Source organism: Streptomyces yongxingensis (assembly GCF_055597465.1).
The window spans coordinates 9,520,319-9,540,536 of sequence record NZ_CM145717.1 but is presented as its reverse complement, the minus strand read 5'-3'; the positions used below and the strand labels follow the sequence as shown (position 1 = coordinate 9,540,536).

Genomic DNA, 20,218 nt, shown 5'->3' with positions numbered 1-20,218 from the left:
GGCACAGGGACCGGGAGCGAACGGATGAGCCGACGGCGCGGCACGGCCACCCGCCCCGCGCGGCTGCGCTTCGACGGATGGATCGCGGGCATGGGCACCTCCTCCGGGACGCGCATCGTGCTGGGCCACTGGGAGCGGTCGCCGTTCGGGCCGTTCAGCGACGTGATGCTCGACCGGGTGAACGGTGAGCGGCTGCTGCTGGCTCCCACCCCGGAGACGGCGGACTTCATCGCCGGCACCTACCACTTCGACGCGGTGCGCGTCGTGCCGGTCCGGGTGAGCGTCGAGGCGGGCATCTGGACCCTCACGGCCGGGGCACTGGACCTGCGCTTCACCGTGGGCCGACGCGGGCCGCTGGGGCTTCTGCTGCGCGCCGTGCCCGGCGCGCTCGCCCGCCGCCCGGCGTGGAGCGCGCTGATGGACGTCCCCGCCCGTCTGCTGCTGCCCGGCGTGCGGACGCGAGGCAGCGCGGGCGGCGGTCGCCGCGAGTGGTACGGCGCACGGGATCTGCGGCCGATCGGCGCGGTGTCGGCGGTCTTCGAGGGCGAGGACCTCGGGGCGATGGCGCCCGTCGAACCCGCTGTGCGCTTCGGGTTCGGTTCGGTGCCCCGGAAGCCCGGCGTCACCCGGGTCACCACGACGGTGGTACTGGACCGGGGCGGCCCTCCACCGGATCTCACCCTTCCCGGTCGCCGCTGAGCCGCACCGCCGCCTCGAGGAGTTGCGCGTGGACGAACGCCTGGGGCAGGTTGCCCCTCAGTTGGCGCTGGCCGACGTCGTACTCCTCGGCGAACAGCCCCGGTGAGCCACAGGCGGCCCGGGTGCGCTCGAACCAGCGGAAGGCGCTGACCGGATCCCGCTGGTGGTGGGCGGCGAGCGCCATCATGAAGCCGCACAGCAGGAAGGCCCCCTCGGCCTCGCCCAGCGGCCGGTCGCCGTGGCCGAAGCGGTAGAGGTAGCCGTCCTCGGACAGCCGTTCCTCGATGAAGCGGCGGGTGCGCGGCCCGCTGGGGTCGTCCGGCGGGAGGCAGCCGCGGGCGAGGGGCAGCAGCAGGGCGGCTTCCGGCCCGTCGTCGCCCTCGGCGCGGCGCCAGTGGCCCCGGGGGCTCAGACAGCGGCGGCGGGTCTCGCGCAGGATCGTGTCGGCGAGGCCGTCCCAGTCGCGTGCCGCCCGGCCCCCCACCGCGCCCGCGGCGGCGCGCAGACCGGCCACCGCGCACAGTCGTGAATGGGTCCACCAGTGGTTTTCCAGCTCCCACAGCCCCGCGTCCGGGCGCGGCCAGTTGCGCTCGACGGCGGCCACGGCCACGTCGAGGGCGCGGCGGGCGTCCGTGTCGAGCCGGTCGAGCCGTGCGGCGGCGGCGTAGAGCTGCAGGATCTCGCCGAAGGAGTCCAGCTGGAACTGGCGGCCGGCGCGGTTGCCCACCCGGTCGGTGCCGCCCGGATAGCCGGGTAGCGGCAGGGAGCGCTCTCCGGCCACCGGGTCCCCGGTGACGGTGTAGGCGGGGCGCAGTTCGCCGCCGTCGGCCAGCAGGCGCTCGGTCATGAAGCCCACCCCCGCGTCCAGGAGGGGATGCGGGCCGTGCGCCGCCACCGCCAGACCGGCGTAGCACTGGTCGCGGATCCAGGCGAAGCGGTAGTCGTAGTTGCGTTCGCCGTTGGCGCGCTCCGGGAGCGAGGTGGTGGCGGCGGCCACCATGGCGCCGGAGGCGCTGGTCAGCCCGTGGAGGATGGCGTATGCCTGCCGGGCGTCCCGCGGGGCGGCCAGCCCCGAGCAGTCGGGTGCGACACCGGCCCAGTGGCGTTCGGTCGCCTGCCACAGCCGTCCCGGGTCCAGCTCCTCCGCTCCCGCCCGGGTGCCGATCTCCAGGACGAGGTCCCGCGCCTCGCCGGCGGCCACCGTGAAGCGTGCCTCCAGCACGCCCCGCCCCTCGGGGGTGGCGTCGGCCGCTCCGGCGAGGCGCAGGTGGAGTCCGCCGCCGTGGGCCGACCAGGTGCCGTCCTCCTGCCGCAGGCCGGTCATGGGGTGGGCGCCGAAACCGGGTCTGGCGTCGAGCCTCAGCCGTACGCGGGCGTCGCCGCGCACCGCCCGGATCCGGCGCAGCAGGACCAGCCGGTCGGGCGCGGCGGGCCCGGCCAGCGCCTCCCGGCACTCGATCTCGCTGTCACCGGTGATCCAGCGGCCGACGTGGATGAGGGTGCCTTCCTCGTAGTAGCCGCCCCAGACGTTCCAGTGGTCGTCGGGGCCGAGGAGGTACTCCCCCGGTCCGCCGATCAGGGTCGAGAACACCGCGTCGCTGTCCCAGCGGGGCGCGCACAGCCACACCATCTCGCCACGTGGTCCCACCAGGGCGCCGCGTTCGCCGTCTCCGAGGAAGGCGTACTCGCGGAGGGTCCACGGCGACGACGCCTGGGTGGTGGGTGGCGTCGGGGGGCCCGGGGGCGTGCCGTTCATCCTCCTCCTTCTTCCGGGTCCTTCTTCCGGGCTCGCGGTTTCCCGTGCCGCGCGGCCCGTGGGGTCTTTTTCGTACGGCGTCCTCCGGGTACCCGGCTCAGCCCTGGCAACCGCTGGAAGCACGGAACAGGAGGTCACGATGGGCAGGAAGCGGCACGGTCCTCCGATCGTCGTCGTGACCGGCGCCAGCGCCGGTGTCGGCCGCGCCACGGCTCACGCCTTCGCCGCCCGGGGCGCGACGGTCGCGCTGCTGGCGCGCGGCGCGCGCGGTCTGGAAGCCGCCGCGCGGGATGTGCGGGCGGCCGGTGGCCATCCGCTGCCCATCAGCGTCGATGTGTCCGATCCGCAGGCCGTCGACGCGGCGGCCGCGCGGGTGGAGCGGGAGCTGGGACCGATCGACGTGTGGGTGAACGCCGCCTTCGCCACGGTCTTCGCACCCGTCCAGGAGATCGAGGCCGAGGAGTTCGACAGGGTCACGCGCGTCACGTACCTGGGATTCGTCCATGGCACACAGGCGGCCCTGCGCCGCATGGTGCCCAGGAACCGCGGCACCATCGTGCAGGTGGGCTCCGCCCTCGCCCATCGCGGCGTCCCACTGCAGTCCGCGTATTGCGCGGCCAAGCACGCCATCCAGGGCTTCCACGAGTCGCTGCGCTGCGAGCTCCTGCACGATCGCAGCCGGGTGCGGGTCACCATGGTGCACCTGCCGGGCGTCAACACGCCCCAGTTCAGCTGGGTCCTCTCCCGGCTGCCCCGGCACCCCCAGCCCATGCCGCCGATCTACCAGCCGGAAGTGGCCGCGCGGGGCATCCTCTACGCCGCCGACCACCCCGGGCGGCGCGAGTACTGGGTGGGCGGCTCCACCGCCGCGACGCTGATCGGGAACAAGTTCGCCCCTGGGCTGATCGACCGGTACCTCGCCCGCACCGGCTACTCCTCCCAGCAGACGGACCGCCCGCGCGACCCGGACCGGCCGACGAACCTCTGGGCCCCCGCCGACGGCGCCGACGGCCGCGACTACGGCTCGCACGGCGCCTTCGACGACCGGACGACGACCCGCAGCACCCAGTTGTGGACCTCCCAGCACCGCGGGCTCCTGGCCGGGGCGGCCGCCGGGGCCATCGGGTGTGCCCTGGCCGTACGGAGCGCACGGAGCTGACCGCACGCCTGGAGCCGCGGCCCACCCGGCCGGGTGGCACCGGCCGGGTGGGGTCCGTCAGTGTCTCTCCACCGGGGGCGGGAGCATGTCCAGCTCGGCGGCGAGCAGCCCGGCCTCGAAGCGCGAGCGCGCGTCGAGCCGTTCCATGATGTCCGCGACCGCCGCCTGGCCGGGGACGATCGCCGCCTGTTCCGCATGCTCGGGCTGGCCGGTGTCCGGGTCCTGTCCGCGCCCCCGGGGACCGAGCTGCCGAGCCTCGCCGTGCCCGACGTGGCGGAAGCGCTGGAACGGCTGCCGGACACCCGGCTGCTGAAGGTCGTCCACCCGGGCGCCCCCGGCGCCGTGCTGCGGTTCTGGCTGCACGGGCCTGGTCTCCGCCTACGCCCGGGAGCGGGCAGAAGAAGAGGCGTCGGAGATCGAACGAGCGGCGGCCCTGGAGCTGCGGCGCCTTGAGGACCGGGAAGCCCTTCCGGCGGCGATCGGTGGGGCGGGAGCCTCTGTAGCGATGGTGCCGGTCGACAGCGTCCACGGCTGAGCCCGTACGGACGAGTTCCGGCGCGGCTCAGCGGATCGACGGAAGCCGGCCGCGGTTCGAAAGCCGCCCTGAAGGGGCGCGGGGCCGTGTCGCTGCGCGGCTCCGCCGCGGCTGTGTCGCTGTGCGGCTCCGCCGCGTGGCCGGCCACGACGGCGCCGCGGACGATCGACGGCAGGTCAGGGGGCGTCCAGCGGAGCGCTCAGCGGACCCGGTCGACACGGCGCTCGTCCCAGACCGGCTCCGCCGTCTCGCGGACGACGCCGTCCGATCCGAAGACCAGGAAGCGGTCGAAGGACCGCGCGAACCAGCGGTCGTGGGTGACCGCGAGCACCGTGCCCTCGTAGGCCCCGAGCCCGTCCTGGAGCGCCTCGGCCGACTCCAGGTCCAGGTTGTCCGTGGGCTCGTCCAGCAGCAGAGCCGTCGTCCCGGCCAGTTCGAGCAGCAGGATCTGGAACCGGGCCTGCTGACCACCCGAGAGCCGGTCGAAGGTCTGGTCGCCCTGGCGGTCGAGCTCATAGCGCCGTAGCGCGCTCATCGCGCGTCCCCGGTCCCGGGCGTGTTCGGTCCACAGGATGTCGACCAGCGTGCGCCCGAAGAGCTCCGGATGGGCGTGGGTCTGAGCGAAGTGGCCGGGCACGACGCGCGCGCCCAGCTTCCACTCCCCCCGGTGGGCGACGCTCTGCCCTGCCAGGAGCCGCAGGAAGTGGGACTTGCCCGAGCCGTTGGAGCCCAGTACGGCCACCCGCTCGCCGTAGAAGACCTCCAGGTCGAAGGGGCGCATCAGCCCCTCAAGTTCCAGCGCCCGGCAGGTCAGTGCCCGGACCCCGGTGCGTCCGCCCGCGAGCCGCATGGTGATGTCCTGTTTGCGCGGCGGCTCCGGTGGCGGCCCGGCCTCCTCGAACTTCCGCAGCCGGGTCTTGGCGGCCTGGTAGCGGGAGGCCATTTCGTCGCTGCGGGCCGCGTACCGCTGCATGTCCAGCACCAGCCGTTTGAGCTGGGCGTGCTTCTCGTCCCAGCGCCGCCGGAGCTCCTCGAAGCGCTCGAACCGCTCCTCGCGGGCCTCGTGGTAGGTGGCGAAGCCGCCGCCGTGCACCCACACATCGCTGCCCGCCGGGCTCGGCTCGACGCTGACGATCCGGTCGGCCGCGCGGGCCAGCAGTTCCCGGTCGTGGCTGATGAACAGCACGGTCTTACGGGTCTCGCGCAGCCGCTCCTCCAGCCACTGCTTGCCCGGCACGTCCAGGTAGTTGTCCGGCTCGTCCAGCAGCAGCACATCGTCGGGCCCGCGCAGCAGCGCCTCCAGCACCAGCCGCTTCTGCTCGCCACCGCTGAGCGTGCGCACCTCGCGCCACTGGGCCCGTTCGTACGGCACTCCGAGCGCCGCGGTGGTGCACATGTCCCACACCGTCTCGGCCTCGTAGCCGCGCGCCTCGGCCCAGTCGCTCAGGCTCTGGGCGTAGGCCATCTGGGCGGCCTCGTCGTCCCGCTCCATGATCGCCAACTCGGCCTCGTCCACCGCGCGGGCGGCCTCGCGGATCCGGGGCTGGGCCACCGACACCAGCAGGTCGCGCACCGTCCGCTCATCGCGCACCGAACCGATGAACTGCGGCATCACCCCCAGCGAGCCGCTGACCGTGACCGTGCCGCCGTGCGGCTCCACCTCGCCGGAGACCAGCCGCAGCAGCGTGGTCTTGCCCGCCCCGTTGGGCCCGACCAGAGCGGCCACCGTCCCCTCGGCGACGCGGAACGACACATCGCCGAGCAGCAGCCGTCCGTCGGGCAGGAAGTAGGCGAGGTGCGCGGCCTCCAGATGTCCCATGGAACCGCATTCTCACGGCACGGCCGGGCGGTCGGCAAAGCGATTTTCCGGCCCGCGGCACGACGATGCCCGGGTACGGCTGAACGCGGCGGCCCCGCCGTCCGTATGGAACGGTGAAACGTCCCCCGAGCAGGAGGCACCACCATGACGCAGTCGGCAATCCCCGGGCAGGGCACCACCCGCCGTGCCGTCGTCACCGCGGCCGGAGCGGCCGGGCTGGCCGCCACGCTTGCCGCGTGCGGCAAGGACGACGACGGCGGTTCGGGCGGCGGCAGCGCGGACAGCGCCCAGGACGCCGGGAGCTCGCAGCCGTCGCAGAGCGCGGAGGGCGGCCAGTCGGGCGCCGCGGAGGGCGGCCAGTCGGGCGGCGGGGACGGCATGGAACTGGCCAAGACCTCCCAGATCCCCGAGGGCGGCGGCATGGTCTTCAAGGACCACAAGGTCGTGGTGACCCAACCCAAGGCGGGTGATTTCAAGGCGTTCTCCTCGATCTGTACGCACCAGGGCTGCTCGGTCGGCGATGTGAGCGGCGGCACCATCAACTGCCCCTGCCACCAGAGCAAGTTCGACATCACCGACGGCAGTGTGAAGGGCGGCCCGGCGCAGAAGCCGCTGCCGGGCGCGCAGATCAAGGTGCGGGGAAGCTCGATCTGGATGGCGTGACGGCCGTCCGCCGCCAGCAGGCGGCCACCTCGTCGGCCGTGGTGACGGCGGCCACGAGGGCGAGGGTGTGGCGGACCATCGCCGGGGTGTACGAGGCGGGCACCCCGGCGATCGCGTCCTCGGGCACCACGGCCGCATAGCCGAGGTTGACGGCGTCGAAGACGGCGGCCGGGATCGCCACATTGGCCGACACGCCGGTGATGACCAGCGTGCGGCGGCCCAGATTGCGCAGCAGCGCGTCCACCTCGGTCCCGGCGATCGGCGAGAGACCGTGCAGCCGCCGTACCACCAGGTCCTCGGCCGCCACCGGAACCGGTTCGGCGATCTCCACCGCCGCGCTTCCGGTGAGCTGCCGGACCGGCAGCCGCTCGACGGCCCGGAACAGCGGTGCGTTGCGGCTCGCGCCGCGTCCGTCGGCGCGCCGCTCGGCCACCGCGTGCAGCACCTGGACGCCCGTGTCGTGGGCGGCCGCCACCAACCGGGCGACACGCCCGAGCGCACCGGACTCCTGGGCCACGGCGGCGAGTTCGGGCAGCGCGCTGTCCGGCCCCACCACACCGCGCTGGCATTCGACGGTGAGCAGGGCACAGCCTTCCGGCCGGAGCAGTTCCACGAGGTCTTCGCGGGGGCTCGGGGTCACGGCGCGGGAGAGTAGCGTCCCTTGCGTCATCAAGGAAGAGCCATCATCCTGTGCCGCACAACGGGTTACCGGGAGGTACAGGTCGGATGACCGTCACCCAGCGGCGGGGACGCCGCATCATGATGAGCCAGGACGAGCGGGACGCCTTCCTCACCGAACAGCGCACCTGCCGGGTGGCGACCGTGTCCACGGACGGGCGGCCACATGTCAGCCCGCTGTGGTTCTGCTGGGACGGCACCGCCCTGTGGCTGTACTCCCTGACCCGCAGCCGCCGCTGGGCGGAGCTGCGCCGCGATCCGCGGATCGCGGTGGTGGTCGACGACGGGCACGACTACGGCGAACTGCGCGGGGTGGAGCTCTCCGGTGAGGCGGTCCCCGTCGGCGAGGAGCCGCGCACCGGCGTGTCGTGCCCCGAACTCGACACGCCGGAGCGGATGTTCGCGGCGAAGTACTTCGGCCTGGACGCCATGCCGCACGACGGGCGCCACGCCTGGCTGCGCCTGGCCCCCGAGGCGATCCGCTCCTGGGACTTCCGCAAGATGCCGCAGGGCTGAGAGGCCCGGGTCAGTCGGTGATCAGTCGATGATCTTCTCGCCGACCGACCGCAGCACCTCGACCGCCGCCCGGATCGACGGCCTGCGGTCGGCGTCGGCGCGCCAGATCGCGTAGATGTGCCGCCGCATCGTGGGCTGGCTGACGGGCACCATCCGCACCCCCTCGGGCACCGGGCCGCGGCCCAGCCGGGGCACCACGGCGATGCCCAGCCCGGCGGCGATCAGCGAGAGCTGGGTGTGGTGCTCATGCGCGGTGTGCCGGATCCTCGGCTCGATGCCCTTGCCGCGCAGGGTCACCATCAGCCAGTCGTAGCAGAACCCGCCCTTGGGCCAGGAGATCCACTCGTCGTCCACGAAGTCCTCCGGCTCGACCGCGTGGCGGTCGGCGAGGGGGTGGTCGGCGGGCATCGCGACATCCACCGGGTCGTCCAGCAGGGCGGCCTTCACCAGCCCGCCGGGCATCGGCAGCGGTTTGTTGTACCAGTCCAGGACCACGGCCAGATCGATGTCGCCGCGCACCACCGAGGGCACCGACTCATCGGGCTCCATCTCCTGCAGCCGCACGTTGAGCTGCGGATGCTCGGTGCGCAGCCGGCTCAGCGCGTCGGGGAAGAGACCGCGGACGGCGGTCGGGAACGCGCCCAGCAACAGCTCGCCGACGGCGTGGCCGCGCTGCGCCTCCAGATCCGCCTGGGCCAGCTCCACCTGGGAGAGGATGCGCGCCGCGTGGTCGGAGAGCAGCCGCCCGGCGTCGGTGAGGCGGATCCCGCGCCCGTTCTTGGCGAGCAGTTGCTGACCGGTCTCCCGCTCCAGCTTGGCGAGTTGCTGCGAGACGGCGGAGGTGGTGACATGCAGCCCCTCGGCCGCCCCGCTCACGGATCCATGGCGGGCCACGGCGTGCAGCGTGCGGAGACGATCCAGGTTCATGTAAGCAATACTACGCGATACCGCGAACGAATTCTCGCTTGTCCTAAGAGGTTGTAGCCCACATCGTAAGGGCATGACCTCAGCCGCCGCCTCGGCGCCCCCTGCCGCCGCCTCCATCGCGGAGCCCTCCTCCGACCCCGTCCGCCGACCGCTCCTGGACTGGCGCATCCGCTTCGGCGCGCTCTCCCTGGTCTGGGGGTTCAGCTTTCTCTTCATCAAGGTGGGCAATGAGGCGTTCGCCCCCTTGTACGTCACGCTCGGGCGGATGCTGTTCGGCACGGCCGTGCTGCTGGTGACGCTGGCGGTGAAGCGGGAGCGGCTGCCGCGCGGGGCGCGGGTCTGGGGTCATCTGGCGGTGGCCGCGTTCTTCCTGAACGCGCTGCCGTTCTCGCTGTTCGCCTACGCCGAGCTGACCATCCCCTCCACCCTGGCCGGGATCTGCAACGCCGCCTCGCCGCTGTGGGGGATGCTGCTGGCGGTGGTCGTGGTCTCCGACGACCGGCCGACCCGTCAGCGTGTCGCGGGTCTCGGGCTCGGCTTCATCGGCGTGTTGATCGTGCTGGGCGCCTGGCAGGGCTTCTCCGGCCAGGATCCGCTGGGCACGGCGCTGGCGCTGATCGCCTCGGCCAGCTACGCGGTCGGCTGGCAGTACGTCCGGCGCACGCTGAGCGAGACGGGCCACTCCCATCTGTCGATGTCCGGCGGGCAGTTGCTGCTCGGCACGGTGCAACTCGCCCTCGTGGCACCGGTGTTCGCACCGACGCCCACCTCCTTCCCGGTCCTGCCCCTGCTCTCGGTGCTCGCCCTGGGCGCGCTGGGCACCGGGGTGGCGTTCCTGGTCCAGTACGGACTCGTCGACGAGGTCGGCCCGACGACGGCGATGATGGTCACGTACTTCGTCCCGGTGATCGCCACCACCGCGGGCGTGGCGATCCTCGGGGAGCACCTCACCTGGAACACGCCGGTGGGCGCCGTGATCGTCCTCATCGGCGCGGCCCTGACCCAGCGGCGCTCCGGCGCGTCCCGGGCACCCTCCGGCGGACATATCCGGACCGTACGGATCCATCGCACAGGCTCCTAGTCCAGCCGTCCCGACAGCGTCGCCCCCGCCGCCGCGGCCACCGCGTCGGCGACCGTCCCGATCTCATCGGCGGCCAACGGCGAGACCGTCAGCCGCACCGCCGGTGGCGAGGCCACGCGGAAGCGCGCCCCGGGGGCGACGGCCCAGCCCGCGGCCAGCAGCCGGGCGACCGCGCCGGTCTCGTCGGGGACCGGCACCCACACATTCATCCCGCTGCGCCCGTGCGCGGCGATCCCCCGCCCGCGCAGCGCCCGCACCAGCGCCGCGCGCCGCGTGTCGTACGACGCCGCCACCGCCGCCGGGTCGACCGCGCCCGTCCGCCACAGCCGGGCGACGGCGTCCTGCAGCAGATGGCTGACCCAGCCAGGCCCCAGCCGCTGGCGGCCGCGCACCCGGTCCAGGGTGACGGCGTCGCCGGTGAGCACGGCGAGCCGCAGATCGGGGCCGTATGCCTTGGCGGTGGAGCGGACCAGCGCCCAGTGGTCGGTGCCCCCGGCCAGGGGGCGCAGCGGGACGTCCACGATGCCGTGCCCGTGGTCGTCCTCGATCAGCAGCACATCGGGGTGGGCGGCGAGCACGCCTCGCAGCTCATGTGCGCGTGTCGCGCTCACCGCCGCGCCCGTCGGGTTCTGCGCCCGGTCGGTGACCACCAGCGCCCGCGCGCCCTGGGCCAGCGCGTGCTCCACCCGCTCGGGCAGCGGTCCGTCGTCGTCGACCCCTACGGGTACGGCGCGCAGCCCGAGCGCCGGGATCAGGTCGAGCAGACTGCCCCAGCCGGGGTCCTCGACCGCGACCCCGTCACCGGACCGCAGATGCGCGGCCAGCACCCGCTCGATCGCGTCGAGCGAGCCGGAGGTGACGGCGACCGGCCCGGGCGGCACCCCGTCCGCGTCGAGGGCGACCCGGGCGAGCTCGGCCACCTCGGGGACGACGTCCGGCGCGCCGTACAGCGTGGGGCGCTCCGCCGCGCGCGCCGCGGCCGCCGCGAGCGGCGCGCCGAGCGGGGGCAGCAGCGCGGGGTCGGGGTTGCCGCTCGACAGATCGCGCGCGCCGGCGGCGTCGACGCCGATCCACTCGCGGGGCGTGCTGGAGGGACGGGAGCGCACCCGGCTGCCCCGGCGCCCCGCCGTCTCGATCACACCCCGTTCACGCAGCACGCGATAGGCGGCCGCGACCGTATTGGGATTCACACCCAGCCGCTGGGCCAACTCGCGCAAGGGCGGCAGCAGTTGGCCCGGTGGCAGCTCACCGGCGCCGACCGCGCGCTCCACACTGGCCGCGATCTCTGCTGCGCGACGACCTGCGATCGGATATTCTCCTAGCACAAACGCTATTTTGCACTAGTGCAATGGAGGACGCAAATGCCCGCCCCGGACGCCACCGCCGCGACCAACGCGCCCGACAGCGCCTACACCCCGACCGACCGCACCGTGCCCACCCGCTCCCGCGAGCGCGCCTCGTACGACCGGGAGGTGGTGCACGCGATCCTCGACGAGGGCTACGTCTGCCATCTGGGCTTCATACGCGATGGCGCCCCCGTCGTCCTGCCGACCCTCTACGGCCGGGTCGGGGAGCGGCTGTACGTCCACGGCTCGACGGGGGCGCGGCCGCTGCGCATGGCGGGCGGGGCGGGCGCCGAGGAGCCGGGGCTGCCGGTGTGTCTCACCGTGACCCATGTCGACGGGCTGGTCCTGGCCCGCTCCGCGTTCCATCACTCCGTCAACTACCGCTCGGTTGTGGTGCACGGCACCGCCCGCCCGGTGACCGATCCGGACGAGCGCACCGCGGCCCTGGACGCCCTGGTGGACCATGTGGTGCCGGGCCGCGCCGCCGACTCCCGGCCCGCCAACGCCAAGGAGCTGGCCGCCACCGCGGTGCTCCGCCTCGACCTCGAAGAGGTCTCCGCGAAGGTCCGCACCGGCGGACCCAACGACGACGACGAGGACCTGGAGCTCCCCCACTGGAGCGGCGTGGTACCGGTCGCCCGCACCTACGGCGCGCCGGTCCCCGCCGACGACCTCGCGCCCGACACGCCGGTGCCCGGCTACCTCACCCGGCTCTGACCGGGCCGCCCCGCCGCGCTTCGGGGTGTCGTTCACGACGTCGCACGCAGGGCGGCGGGGCCGGTCATCCTCCCGCCGTGAACTCCCGTTCCCCCTCCACCGGCGCCGAGGCCGCCACCGGCTCGGCCGCGGCGGCCTTCGGGGTGGAGGTCTGGGCGATCAGGGCGCCCGTCAGCACCACCGCACCGCCGACGACCTGTGCCACGCCCAGGTGCTCATCGAGCAGCACCCACGCCAGAACGGTCGCGATGACCGCCTCCAGACAGGCCACCACCCCGGCCACCTGCGGTGAGAGCCGACGCACCGACACCACCCCGGTGAGATACGCGAGCACCGTCGCCACCAGCACGATCCAGGCGAGCAGCGCCAGTGCGGGGACCCGGGCGCCCGCCAGGTCGGCGCGGCCGGTCAGGACCGTCCAGTCCATGCCCCAGGGGCGGCCGACCACGGTCAGCGCCACGGCCCCGATCAGCAGTCCATAGGCGATGACGCCGAGCGGATCCGCCGGGTCCCGGCCGTCGCTGCCGTGGTCGGAGAGGACGAAGTAACCCACCTGACAGAACGCCGCGCCGAAGGCGAGCAGCACTCCGGGGGGGTTGAAGCTCAGCCCGGACCAGACCTCCACCACACAGGTAAGGCCGCCGACCGCGAGGATCACCCCGACCGCCGCGGCCCGGCTCACCGGCCGGCGCTGGACGAACCGCACCCACCCCAGCACCAGCGCGGGCGCGAAGTATTCGATGAGCAGCGCCACGCCGACGGGGATCCGGGAGAGTGCCGCGAAGTAACACGCCTGCACCCCCGCGACGGCCAGCAGACCGAACCCCACCAGCAGCGCGGGGCGGCGGGTCAGCAGCCCGCGATGGCGCCAGGCCAGGGGCAGCAGGACCAGGGCCGCGCCCGTCACCCGCAGCCAGGTGACCTCGAGCGGTGCGAGCCCCGCCTCGATCAGCGGTTTGGCGGCGACGCCCGATCCGCCGAACGTGAACGCCGACAACAGAGCGAGCCCGAGGCCGACGTTCCTTTGCTGTGAGTGATCTCCGGATACGCGCACCGGGCCATCATGTCAGCTCGCGTCAGCACCGTCACCCCTTTGACTCCTGTCAGATTCCCCCCTCCAACGCGGTGACCAGTGGCGCGACGGCGACACCCGCGCGTCGCAGTACCTCCACGGCACGACACTCGCGGTCACGGACGAACGCGGCGAGGAGATCGAGACCGTCGGCACGGGACGCGCCACGGGAGGCGGCGCGGCGGACCGCCGTATCGAGGGCGGCCACCGCGGCGGGCGACCAGCCGGCCATCCCGCTCCCCGCCGACGGCGCCGCCCCCGAGCCCTCGACGCTGCCGCTCCACCGGAGCCCGTAGCCGATGGCGCGCTGCACCAGATACCCCAGCAGCCGGATCATCTGGGGCGGGCCGCCGGGAAACGCGTCCCGTACGCCCGGGTCCGACTCCAGGAGGCCGTGCAGCAGATGGGCGGTGTCGATCTGCGCGTCACCGTCGCGTACGGCGCGCCGGCGGGCCCCCGCGATCACGGCGGCCACCACGTCGCTCACCCGGTCCTCGCATCCGGTGGCGTCCGGGCCGGCGGAAAGGGTAGGACTTCGCACACTCTCACCCCATCAGTCCCTTGAGGCCGGAGCATCCTCGCCGGGAAGCATGTGCGCATCCCACCGTGGTTGTGCGTGGATGACCGGTTCTCCTCCTCGGGGAGGAGAGGGGCGGAGACCGGCCCTGACGGACGGGAACTGATGACCCGTCAGTATTGAATGTTCCGCAGCCCGGGGCTACGTTGCCCGGCACCGTCGCACCACACCCCGCAGCAACGCGCCGAAGGGACTCCCCCATGGCCGAGGTCAGCGCGCAGACACGCATCGAGGCACCGGCCGAGAAGGTCTGGGCCCGGCTGACGGACTTCTCCACGTACGGCGACTGGAACGCCACCCACACCAGCTTCCCGCAGGGCGGCCCGGCCACGTTGGACGTGGGGGCCACCTATCAGGAGAACATGAAGCTGATGGGCTTTCCGGCCGAGGTGACCTGGACCGTCGAGGAGTGCGAACCGGCCCGGCTGCTGACCACCCGGGGCAAGGGCCCGATGGGCGTGAACCTCACCATGCGGTACTCGCTGACACCGGACGGCGATGCCACGACGGTGCGCGTCGACGGGGAGTTCACGGGGGCGGCGGTCTCCTTGATGGCCGGGAAGCTGAAGGACTCGGCGACCACCGCGCTCAATGAATCGCTGCGCAAGCTGAGCGCACTGGTCGTCTGAATCCCCCTCGACCCCGAGCCCCGCCCCGCCGCCCGCGTGCGGCCGCACCCCCGTCCCCAGCGGGGCTCAGCTCTCGCCGCCGCGCTCGGCGCCGCCGTTCGCCTCCTCCTGCTCGGCGAGGATGAGGTACAGCCGCTTGCGCGACTCATTGATGACGGAGACGGCCTTCTGCCGCTGCTCCGCGCTGCCGGTACGCCAGACCTGGGCGAACGCCTCCATCAGCCCGAAGCCCGCCTGGCGGACCTCCTGCATGGCCTCCCAGTCGATGCCACGCCCGGCCTCCTCCCACGGGGCGGCGGGCCCCGCCTCGGCCTCGGCGCGGCCGGCGTCGGTGAGCGCGAACAGCTTCTTGCCGCCCTCGCTCTCGCTGCCGATCAGCCCCTCGTCCTCGAGCAGCTGAAGGGTGGGGTACACCGAACCGGGGCTGGGCCGCCAGGCTCCCCCGCTGCGCTCGGTGATCTCCTGGATCATCTCGTAGCCGTGCATCGGGCGGTCCTTCAGCAGGGCCAGGATCGAGGCGCGCACATCGCCGCGCCGCGCCCGACCGCGCATCCCCCGGCCACCCGGCCCGCCGCGGCCACGGCCGCCGAACGGGGGGCCGCCGAAGGGCGGCCCGTCGAAACCGGGGCCGAACGGGCCGAACGCCGCGCGCCGCCCCTCACCTTCACCCAAGCCACGGTGGCCGGGTCCGCAGTGCTCACGTCCGTGTCCATGTCCATGAGAACGCATCGTGACGCTCCTTTCTATCGTCGATCCATCACGACATCTCAACGATATATCGGAACCGATCGGATGCCAAGCCCGATGTCGATCCGGTACGTGCGTCGAGTGGGCCGCGATCTGGAAGCCGCTCCCCAAGGTGGTGTTCTCCACCACGCTGTCGGCGGTGCAGGGCAATGCCCGCCTGGCCTCCGGCGGCCTGGCGGAGGAGATCGAGCGGTTGCGAGCCGAGCCGGGAGAGGGCGACATCGCGATCGGCGGCGCGACTCTCGCCGCCGAGGCGGCCGCGTTGGGTCTGATCAACGAGTACCGGGCCAGGGTCTGCCCGGTGCTGGTCCCCGGACAGCACACCTAGGCCGTGTCGGACACCCGAGACCCCGGTCACCCTGAGAGCCGATTCCCGCACCGCGGCCCCCCGTCAAGCAACCCGACCCGCTCCAGAGAGAGCCACATCCGAGCGATTGGCCATGGCTCACCCGCCGCTCGCCCCCTACGGTCGGCTTATGCGGATACGAATCGTCGACGCGTTCACCGACCGCCCCTTCGCCGGCAACCCGGCCGGGGTCGTCCTCCTCGACTCCGACGCCTTCCCGGACGACCACTGGCTCCAGCAGGTCGCCGCCGAGGTCAACCTCGCCGAGACCGCCTTCGCCCATCCCCTCCCCCGGGCCGCGGATGCCGACTGGGCGCTGCGCTGGTTCACCCCGGCCACCGAGGCGCCCATGTGCGGCCATGCCACGCTCGCGACCACCCATGTACTGAAGACCACGGGCGCCGCGACCGGCACGGTCCGCTTCGCCACCCTCAGCGGGGTGCTGTCGGCGACGGCCGACGACGGCGGCTCGATCACACTGGACTTCCCCACGGCCTCACTCACCGAGCTGCAGGTGCCCGGGAAGACGGCCGAGGTCGGCGCGGCGCTGGGCGCCGAGATCGTGGCCGCCCATCACGCCGGCCCGTTCATCGACGACCTCCTGATCGAGGTGGCCGACGAGAAGACCGTGCGCGCCCTGGCCCCCGACCTCGCCGCGCTCAAGCGGATCAGCCACCGGGGCGTCATCGTCACGGCGGCCGCCGAGGACCCCGGGCGCGGCTACGACTTCGTCTCACGGATGTTCGCCCCGTGCGTCGGCATCGACGAGGACCCGGTCACCGGCAGCGCGCACACCGCGCTCGCGCCCTACTGGTCGGCCCGGTTCGGCCGCGACGAGCTGACGGGACTCCAGGCGTCCGCGCGCACCGGCCTGGTCCGCACCGCGCTGCGCGGCGACCGTACGCTGCTGACGGGCGGCGCCGTCACCGTCATCGACGGCGAGCTGCTGACCTGAGACTGGTAGGACACGCCGGACGGCGGGTCAGGCCGTGGGCAGCCAGTCCACCCGGCCCGCCAGCACGGCGTATCCGACGAAGGCCACGATGTCGATCAGCGCGTGTGCGGCGACCAGCGGCCCCACCCGCCCCCAGCGGCGGTAGAGCAGCACGAAGACCACGCCCATCGCCAGATTGCCGAAGAAGCCGCCGATCCCCTGGTAGAGGTGGTACGAGCCGCGCAGCACCGAGCTGGCCAGCAGGGCGGCCATCGGGGTCCAGCCCAACTGCCCGAGCCTGCGCAGCAGATAGCCGACCACGACCACCTCCTCCAGCACCGCGTTCTGCACGGCGGAGGCGATCAGTACGGGGATCTTCCACCAGACGTCGGGCAGTGACTCGGGCACCACCGTGAGGTTGCCCCCGGCGGCCCGCGCCCCGAGGTACAGCAGCAGCCCGGTGCCGCCGATCGCGGCCGCGACCGCGGCGCCCCACGCCAGGTCGAACCGGGGCCGGTCGCGGTCGAAGCCGATCACCCGCAGCCCGGCGCCCTCGCGCAGCAGCAGATGGGCCACGAGCGCGACCGGCACCAGCGCGGTGGTGATGCCGAACAGCTGCCAGGCGAGATCCAGCCAGGGCCGCCCCGGCGCCGCGGAGGAGTTGAGATTGGCCGCCTGGTCCTTCAGCCCACCCGGTTTGGTCACCGAGCCGATAAAGCTGATCAGCGCGGACAGCCCGCTCGCGCCCAGGGACAGCGCCAGCACGAGCAGCGTCTCATCGCGCAGCATCCGCCGCGAGAGCCCGTCCTCGACCACGGACGACTCCGCGCCCCGCGCCTGTGACCGCACTCCTGTCCCCACTTCCGTCTCTCCGCCTCATCGGTGCACCCGCCCCGCTCACCGGACAATACGGGGTCGTGGTCCACGGTGGGGACGTCACCCGGAGAGATCGGTGGGCCAGGTGTGCACCGGTGCGTCGGTCCGCATCAGGGCGCAGTAGCGGCGGGTCATGGCCGCGAGGGCGGCGTCCCGGTCCAGTCCGCCGCCCAGCGCCCGGTGATAGGTGGCCGCCTGCCAGGACGCGCCGTTGACCCCCAGCTTGCAGCGCTCCTCGATCACGCCGAGATAGCGGTCGCGGTCGGCGGGCTCCACGCCCCAGGAGTCGAGGCCGGACGCGGCGAGCGGCAGCAGCTCCTCGCGGACCAGGCGTACGGCGGAGGTACGGGTCAGGGACGCCGAACGGCCGGATTTGGGCCACTGGAGGACCGCGTCGATGCCATGCCGGCACGCCGCCTCGAAGTTGGCCGTGGCGGCCGCGAACGGCAGCCGGGTCCACACCGGGCGGGACTCCGCGGCGAGCGCCCTGACCAGCCCGTAGTAGAAGGCGGCGTTGGCGATGACATCGGTGACGGTGGGCCCGGCCGGGAGCACGCGGTTCTCCACGCGCAGATGCGGCACACCGTCCACGACGTCGTAGACGGGCCGGTTCCAGCGGTAGATCGTGCCGTTGTGCAGCGCCAGTTCCTGGAGCTCGGGCACCCCGCCCTCGTCCAGCACCCGCAGCGGGTCCTCGTCCTCGCCGGTGGAGAGCAGGGGCGGGAAGTAACGCAGATTCTCCTCGAACAGCTCGTACGCGGAGTCGATCCAGCGCTCGCCGAACCAGGTGCGCGGGCGCGCCCCTTGGGCGGCGATCTCCGGCGGGCGCACATCGGTGGCCTGGAGGAACAACGGCGGCCGGGATTCGCGCCACGCCTCGTGGCCGAAGACGAAGGGGGAGTTGGCGCCCACCGCGATCTGCGCGGCGGCCACCGCCTGCGCCGCGTTCCACGCGTCCGCGAAGCGGCCCGGGGTGACCTGGAGATGGAGCTGGACGGAGGTGCAGGCCGCCTCGGGGGCGATGGAGGAGCTGGCGTAGGTGAATCGCTCCCGGCCCTCGATGTCGATGAGGAAATCCTCGCCACGAGCGGCCAGCATCTGCTCATTGAGAAGTTTGTAACGGTCGTCATAGGAGAGGTTCGTGGATCCCAGATCGTCTGCGGCGAGGGTCGGCAGAATTCCGATCATCACGATCTCGGAGGACACTTCCCGCGCCTTGCGATCGGCATATGACAAACCGGTTCGGAGCTCTTCGGAGAGCTGATCGAGAACGCGTCCGTGCAAACGGTGGGGCACGATGTTTACTTCAAGATTGCACTGCCCGAGTTCGGTCTGGAAATCATGACTCCCGATGCGCTCCAGAACCTCCGCGTTCATCATCCTCGGCAGCCCGTCGGCCCCGGCGAGATTCAGCTCGATCTCCAGCCCCATCAGATTCTTCGGGCGGTCGAATCGCTTGTCGTCCAGGAGCCGGCCCAGCCCGTCGAGGCACTGCCGCAACCGGACGCGCTGCCGTCGCCGGCCGGACGGGTCGAACTCACCGGCTATGAGCTTCTCCCCCATCGAAGCGTCCCTCCTCGAGTGGATCATCGGTGCCGGCCGTGTGCACACCACGCTCGATGATGCCCACCAATGTGATCGATAACGCCCCGCGATCCCCACCCAGCCGGTAGGCTCTGTGGCACTGCGCATTGCGCTGGGAAATGGACCAGCGAGTTCCAGCCTACCGCGCGGGCCTCAAAATGCCAGGTCATATCCGTTCATCTGGCACTGAATCGGGGAAAATCCCCGCCTTCCCGGGGTCTGGATAACCTCTTGTCGGCGATATCGGCAACGGCTAGATGAAACACAACGGGAACACTTGTCGTATAAACTCGGCTAACGAGGCAGAGAGATAACGCCCGAACAGTCTGTTCCGGCTCCCCTCTGACCCGTGTTCCACCGACAGCGCCGCCCAAACCCGGCCCGCTATCGCTTCACCGTGTCTTCAAAGCGAGAGGCGACCCACCATGCCGCTGCATGTGCCCCAGGCCCCCGCGCCCGCCCTGCGCAGCGTCCTCACGGCCCTTGATTCCCCCACCGCCGTCCGCGAGGCCCGCACCCCCGTGCTCTCCACGCTCACCGGCCCCTTCGAACCCGAACTCCCGCTCCCCGTCCATGTCCTGGACGACATCACCGCCGCCGACGGCCCGCCGCGCACCCGGCTCACCGGCTGGCGGTTCCTGATCCGCGACGGCGACCGCACGGTGGCCGCCGCGGAGGCGGTGCTCACCGCAGACGGCTGGACCTTCTCGCACTTCTCCGAGGGCCCGTATGTCAGCTCGGCCGAACTCGCCCTGAGCGAGGCCGAGTCGCTGCTCTCGGCGTACCAGCCGCGGCTGCTGTCCATCCCCGAGCTCTACATGGTCACGCTCTGGCTGCACGGCGACCTGACCGCGGACGGCGCCGAAGGCGGCCTCGGCGCCGGGGACCTGCTGGTGCCGCTCGCCCCGGCCCCGCCCGGTATCGCGGCCCACCGGGCGCACCGCGCAACCGATCTGCTGCCCGTCCTCACCCACCGGCTGACCCGGGCTCCCTTGCTTGGCTCACCCGCCTGACCTGGGCCTTCATCAGATTGGGAGCGCCCCGTGACCGCCGGGTCACGGGGCGCTCCGCAGCATCCTCGTAACAGTCCGGCCGCGATGAACCTACCGGACGGGTGATGCGTCATTATCTAGCGAGACCGGTACCGCGAAATCCCTGCGGATTCCAGGCCGCGGGGCAACACTGGAGCAATCGACCGACTCAACCACGGGGGGCGGCCATGAACGCCGCAGCGAGCCGCAGGACCTTCACCACTCCGCAGCGAAAGAACCCTGTCATGTGCCAGCATCAACCACCCTGCCCGTCAGCCGACTCCGCCGACCGGGAGGCCGCCCATCTCGTGGCGCACCACCCGGAGCAGGGATGGAGCCTGCTGTGCAACGGCGTCCTGCTCTTCGAGGACACCGGTGAGCTGCTGCCGGACGGGCGCGTGATCGCACCGTGCCGACCGCTGGGTTCCGAGCACGTCGTCACCGCGGCCTGACGGCCGCCGTCGACGGCACGTACATATAGGGGCCGGCCCGGCGCATCCGCCGAACCGGCCCCACTGACGCATCG

21 protein-coding genes and 1 pseudogene are annotated in these 20,218 nt (G+C 72.7%); 11 read left to right on the top strand and 11 right to left on the bottom strand.

Annotated elements, in window-relative coordinates:
- The first annotated feature begins 24 nt into the window (after positions 1–24).
- Positions 25–699, top strand: coding sequence for a hypothetical protein (locus ACZ6TD_RS40770; protein ID WP_471346259.1), 675 nt, complete (start codon positions 25–27; stop codon positions 697–699).
- Here the strand turns inward: ACZ6TD_RS40770 and ACZ6TD_RS40765 are convergent.
- Positions 677–2,455, bottom strand: a complete 1,779-nt coding sequence (locus ACZ6TD_RS40765) for a glycoside hydrolase family 15 protein (protein ID WP_471346256.1) — start codon at positions 2,453–2,455, stop codon at positions 677–679. The two genes, ACZ6TD_RS40770 and ACZ6TD_RS40765, sit on opposite strands and share 23 nt — an antisense overlap.
- Before the next feature lie 139 nt (positions 2,456–2,594).
- Here ACZ6TD_RS40765 and ACZ6TD_RS40760 point away from each other — a divergent pair, with 139 nt between their 5' ends.
- Entirely contained in the window at positions 2,595–3,614 is a 1,020-nt protein-coding gene (locus ACZ6TD_RS40760; RefSeq protein ID WP_471346254.1) for an SDR family oxidoreductase, read from the top strand.
- A gap of 57 nt (positions 3,615–3,671) precedes the next feature.
- Here ACZ6TD_RS40760 and ACZ6TD_RS40755 read toward each other — a convergent pair whose 3' ends face one another.
- Both ACZ6TD_RS40755 and ACZ6TD_RS40750 read right to left on the bottom strand, forming a co-directional pair.
- Positions 3,672–3,977 (bottom strand): hypothetical protein, encoded by a 306-nt coding sequence (locus tag ACZ6TD_RS40755; protein ID WP_471346252.1) that lies wholly within the window; start codon positions 3,975–3,977, stop codon positions 3,672–3,674.
- A 371-nt stretch (positions 3,978–4,348) separates the two neighbouring features.
- Complete coding sequence (locus ACZ6TD_RS40750) at positions 4,349–5,968, bottom strand: ATP-binding cassette domain-containing protein (protein ID WP_471346250.1); 1,620 nt, start codon at positions 5,966–5,968, stop codon at positions 4,349–4,351.
- 144 nt (positions 5,969–6,112) lie between these two features.
- On the opposite strand from ACZ6TD_RS40750, the gene ACZ6TD_RS40745 reads away from it, so the two are divergent.
- On the top strand, positions 6,113–6,631 hold the full coding sequence (locus tag ACZ6TD_RS40745; protein ID WP_471346248.1) for a Rieske (2Fe-2S) protein: 519 nt from the start codon (positions 6,113–6,115) through the stop codon (positions 6,629–6,631).
- On the opposite strand, the gene ACZ6TD_RS40740 is transcribed toward ACZ6TD_RS40745, so the two are convergent.
- Positions 6,597–7,301, bottom strand: a complete 705-nt coding sequence (locus ACZ6TD_RS40740; RefSeq protein ID WP_471346246.1) for a cysteine hydrolase family protein — start codon at positions 7,299–7,301, stop codon at positions 6,597–6,599. The two genes, ACZ6TD_RS40745 and ACZ6TD_RS40740, sit on opposite strands and share 35 nt — an antisense overlap.
- 56 nt (positions 7,302–7,357) lie before the next feature.
- Between ACZ6TD_RS40740 and ACZ6TD_RS40735 the strand changes: the two genes are divergently transcribed.
- A complete protein-coding gene (locus tag ACZ6TD_RS40735) occupies positions 7,358–7,825 on the top strand; it encodes a pyridoxamine 5'-phosphate oxidase family protein (RefSeq protein WP_471346244.1) in 468 nt (155 codons plus the stop codon).
- Between the two features lie 21 nt (positions 7,826–7,846).
- On the opposite strand, the gene ACZ6TD_RS40730 is transcribed toward ACZ6TD_RS40735, so the two are convergent.
- Positions 7,847–8,752 carry a LysR family transcriptional regulator gene (locus ACZ6TD_RS40730; protein WP_137976665.1) on the bottom strand — a complete coding sequence of 302 codons (906 nt, stop codon included), beginning with the start codon at positions 8,750–8,752 and terminating at the stop codon, positions 7,847–7,849.
- Positions 8,753–8,825: 73 nt separating this feature from the next.
- On the opposite strand from ACZ6TD_RS40730, the gene ACZ6TD_RS40725 reads away from it, so the two are divergent.
- Entirely contained in the window at positions 8,826–9,833 is a 1,008-nt protein-coding gene (locus tag ACZ6TD_RS40725; RefSeq protein ID WP_471346242.1) for a DMT family transporter, read from the top strand.
- Here the strand turns inward: ACZ6TD_RS40725 and ACZ6TD_RS40720 are convergent.
- The gene (locus ACZ6TD_RS40720) at positions 9,830–11,158 is read right to left on the bottom strand and encodes an aminotransferase class I/II-fold pyridoxal phosphate-dependent enzyme (protein ID WP_471346240.1); all 1,329 of its coding nucleotides are present in this window, start codon (positions 11,156–11,158) and stop codon (positions 9,830–9,832) included. The genes ACZ6TD_RS40725 and ACZ6TD_RS40720 overlap by 4 nt on opposite strands.
- A 36-nt stretch (positions 11,159–11,194) precedes the next feature.
- Here ACZ6TD_RS40720 and ACZ6TD_RS40715 point away from each other — a divergent pair, with 36 nt between their 5' ends.
- A complete protein-coding gene (locus ACZ6TD_RS40715) occupies positions 11,195–11,896 on the top strand; it encodes a pyridoxamine 5'-phosphate oxidase family protein (RefSeq protein WP_471346239.1) in 702 nt (233 codons plus the stop codon).
- A 64-nt stretch (positions 11,897–11,960) separates the two neighbouring features.
- Here ACZ6TD_RS40715 and ACZ6TD_RS40710 read toward each other — a convergent pair whose 3' ends face one another.
- Positions 11,961–12,950: an EamA family transporter gene (locus tag ACZ6TD_RS40710; RefSeq protein ID WP_471346237.1), complete on the bottom strand. Its 990-nt coding sequence runs from the start codon at positions 12,948–12,950 to the stop codon at positions 11,961–11,963.
- Positions 12,951–12,999: 49 nt separating this feature from the next.
- A complete protein-coding gene (locus tag ACZ6TD_RS40705) occupies positions 13,000–13,509 on the bottom strand; it encodes a Clp protease N-terminal domain-containing protein (protein WP_471346235.1) in 510 nt (169 codons plus the stop codon).
- 236 nt (positions 13,510–13,745) lie between these two features.
- Between ACZ6TD_RS40705 and ACZ6TD_RS40700 the strand changes: the two genes are divergently transcribed.
- Entirely contained in the window at positions 13,746–14,174 is a 429-nt protein-coding gene (locus tag ACZ6TD_RS40700; protein ID WP_471346233.1) for a type II toxin-antitoxin system Rv0910 family toxin, read from the top strand.
- 66 nt (positions 14,175–14,240) lie between these two features.
- On the opposite strand, the gene ACZ6TD_RS40695 is transcribed toward ACZ6TD_RS40700, so the two are convergent.
- Positions 14,241–14,903 (bottom strand): PadR family transcriptional regulator, encoded by a 663-nt coding sequence (locus ACZ6TD_RS40695; protein ID WP_471346231.1) that lies wholly within the window; start codon positions 14,901–14,903, stop codon positions 14,241–14,243.
- Positions 14,904–14,997: 94 nt separating this feature from the next.
- Between ACZ6TD_RS40695 and ACZ6TD_RS40690 the strand changes: the two are divergent.
- Positions 14,998–15,237 (top strand): annotated as a pseudogene (locus ACZ6TD_RS40690) (dihydrofolate reductase family protein); the annotation flags it as partial.
- Positions 15,238–15,397: 160 nt separating this feature from the next.
- Positions 15,398–16,222 (top strand): PhzF family phenazine biosynthesis protein, encoded by an 825-nt coding sequence (locus tag ACZ6TD_RS40685; protein WP_471346230.1) that lies wholly within the window; start codon positions 15,398–15,400, stop codon positions 16,220–16,222.
- Positions 16,223–16,249: 27 nt separating this feature from the next.
- On the opposite strand, the gene ACZ6TD_RS40680 is transcribed toward ACZ6TD_RS40685, so the two are convergent.
- Both ACZ6TD_RS40680 and ACZ6TD_RS40675 read right to left on the bottom strand, forming a co-directional pair.
- Entirely contained in the window at positions 16,250–16,990 is a 741-nt protein-coding gene (locus ACZ6TD_RS40680) for a CPBP family intramembrane glutamic endopeptidase (protein ID WP_471358492.1), read from the bottom strand.
- 147 nt (positions 16,991–17,137) lie between these two features.
- Positions 17,138–18,640, bottom strand: a complete 1,503-nt coding sequence (locus tag ACZ6TD_RS40675) for a glutamate-cysteine ligase family protein (RefSeq protein WP_471346228.1) — start codon at positions 18,638–18,640, stop codon at positions 17,138–17,140.
- Positions 18,641–19,086: 446 nt separating this feature from the next.
- Between ACZ6TD_RS40675 and ACZ6TD_RS40670 the strand changes: the two genes are divergently transcribed.
- A complete protein-coding gene (locus ACZ6TD_RS40670) occupies positions 19,087–19,674 on the top strand; it encodes a hypothetical protein (protein ID WP_471346226.1) in 588 nt (195 codons plus the stop codon).
- Between the two features lie 263 nt (positions 19,675–19,937).
- The gene (locus ACZ6TD_RS40665) at positions 19,938–20,144 is read left to right on the top strand and encodes a DUF5999 family protein (protein ID WP_037964925.1); all 207 of its coding nucleotides are present in this window, start codon (positions 19,938–19,940) and stop codon (positions 20,142–20,144) included.
- Positions 20,145–20,218 lie beyond the last annotated feature (74 nt).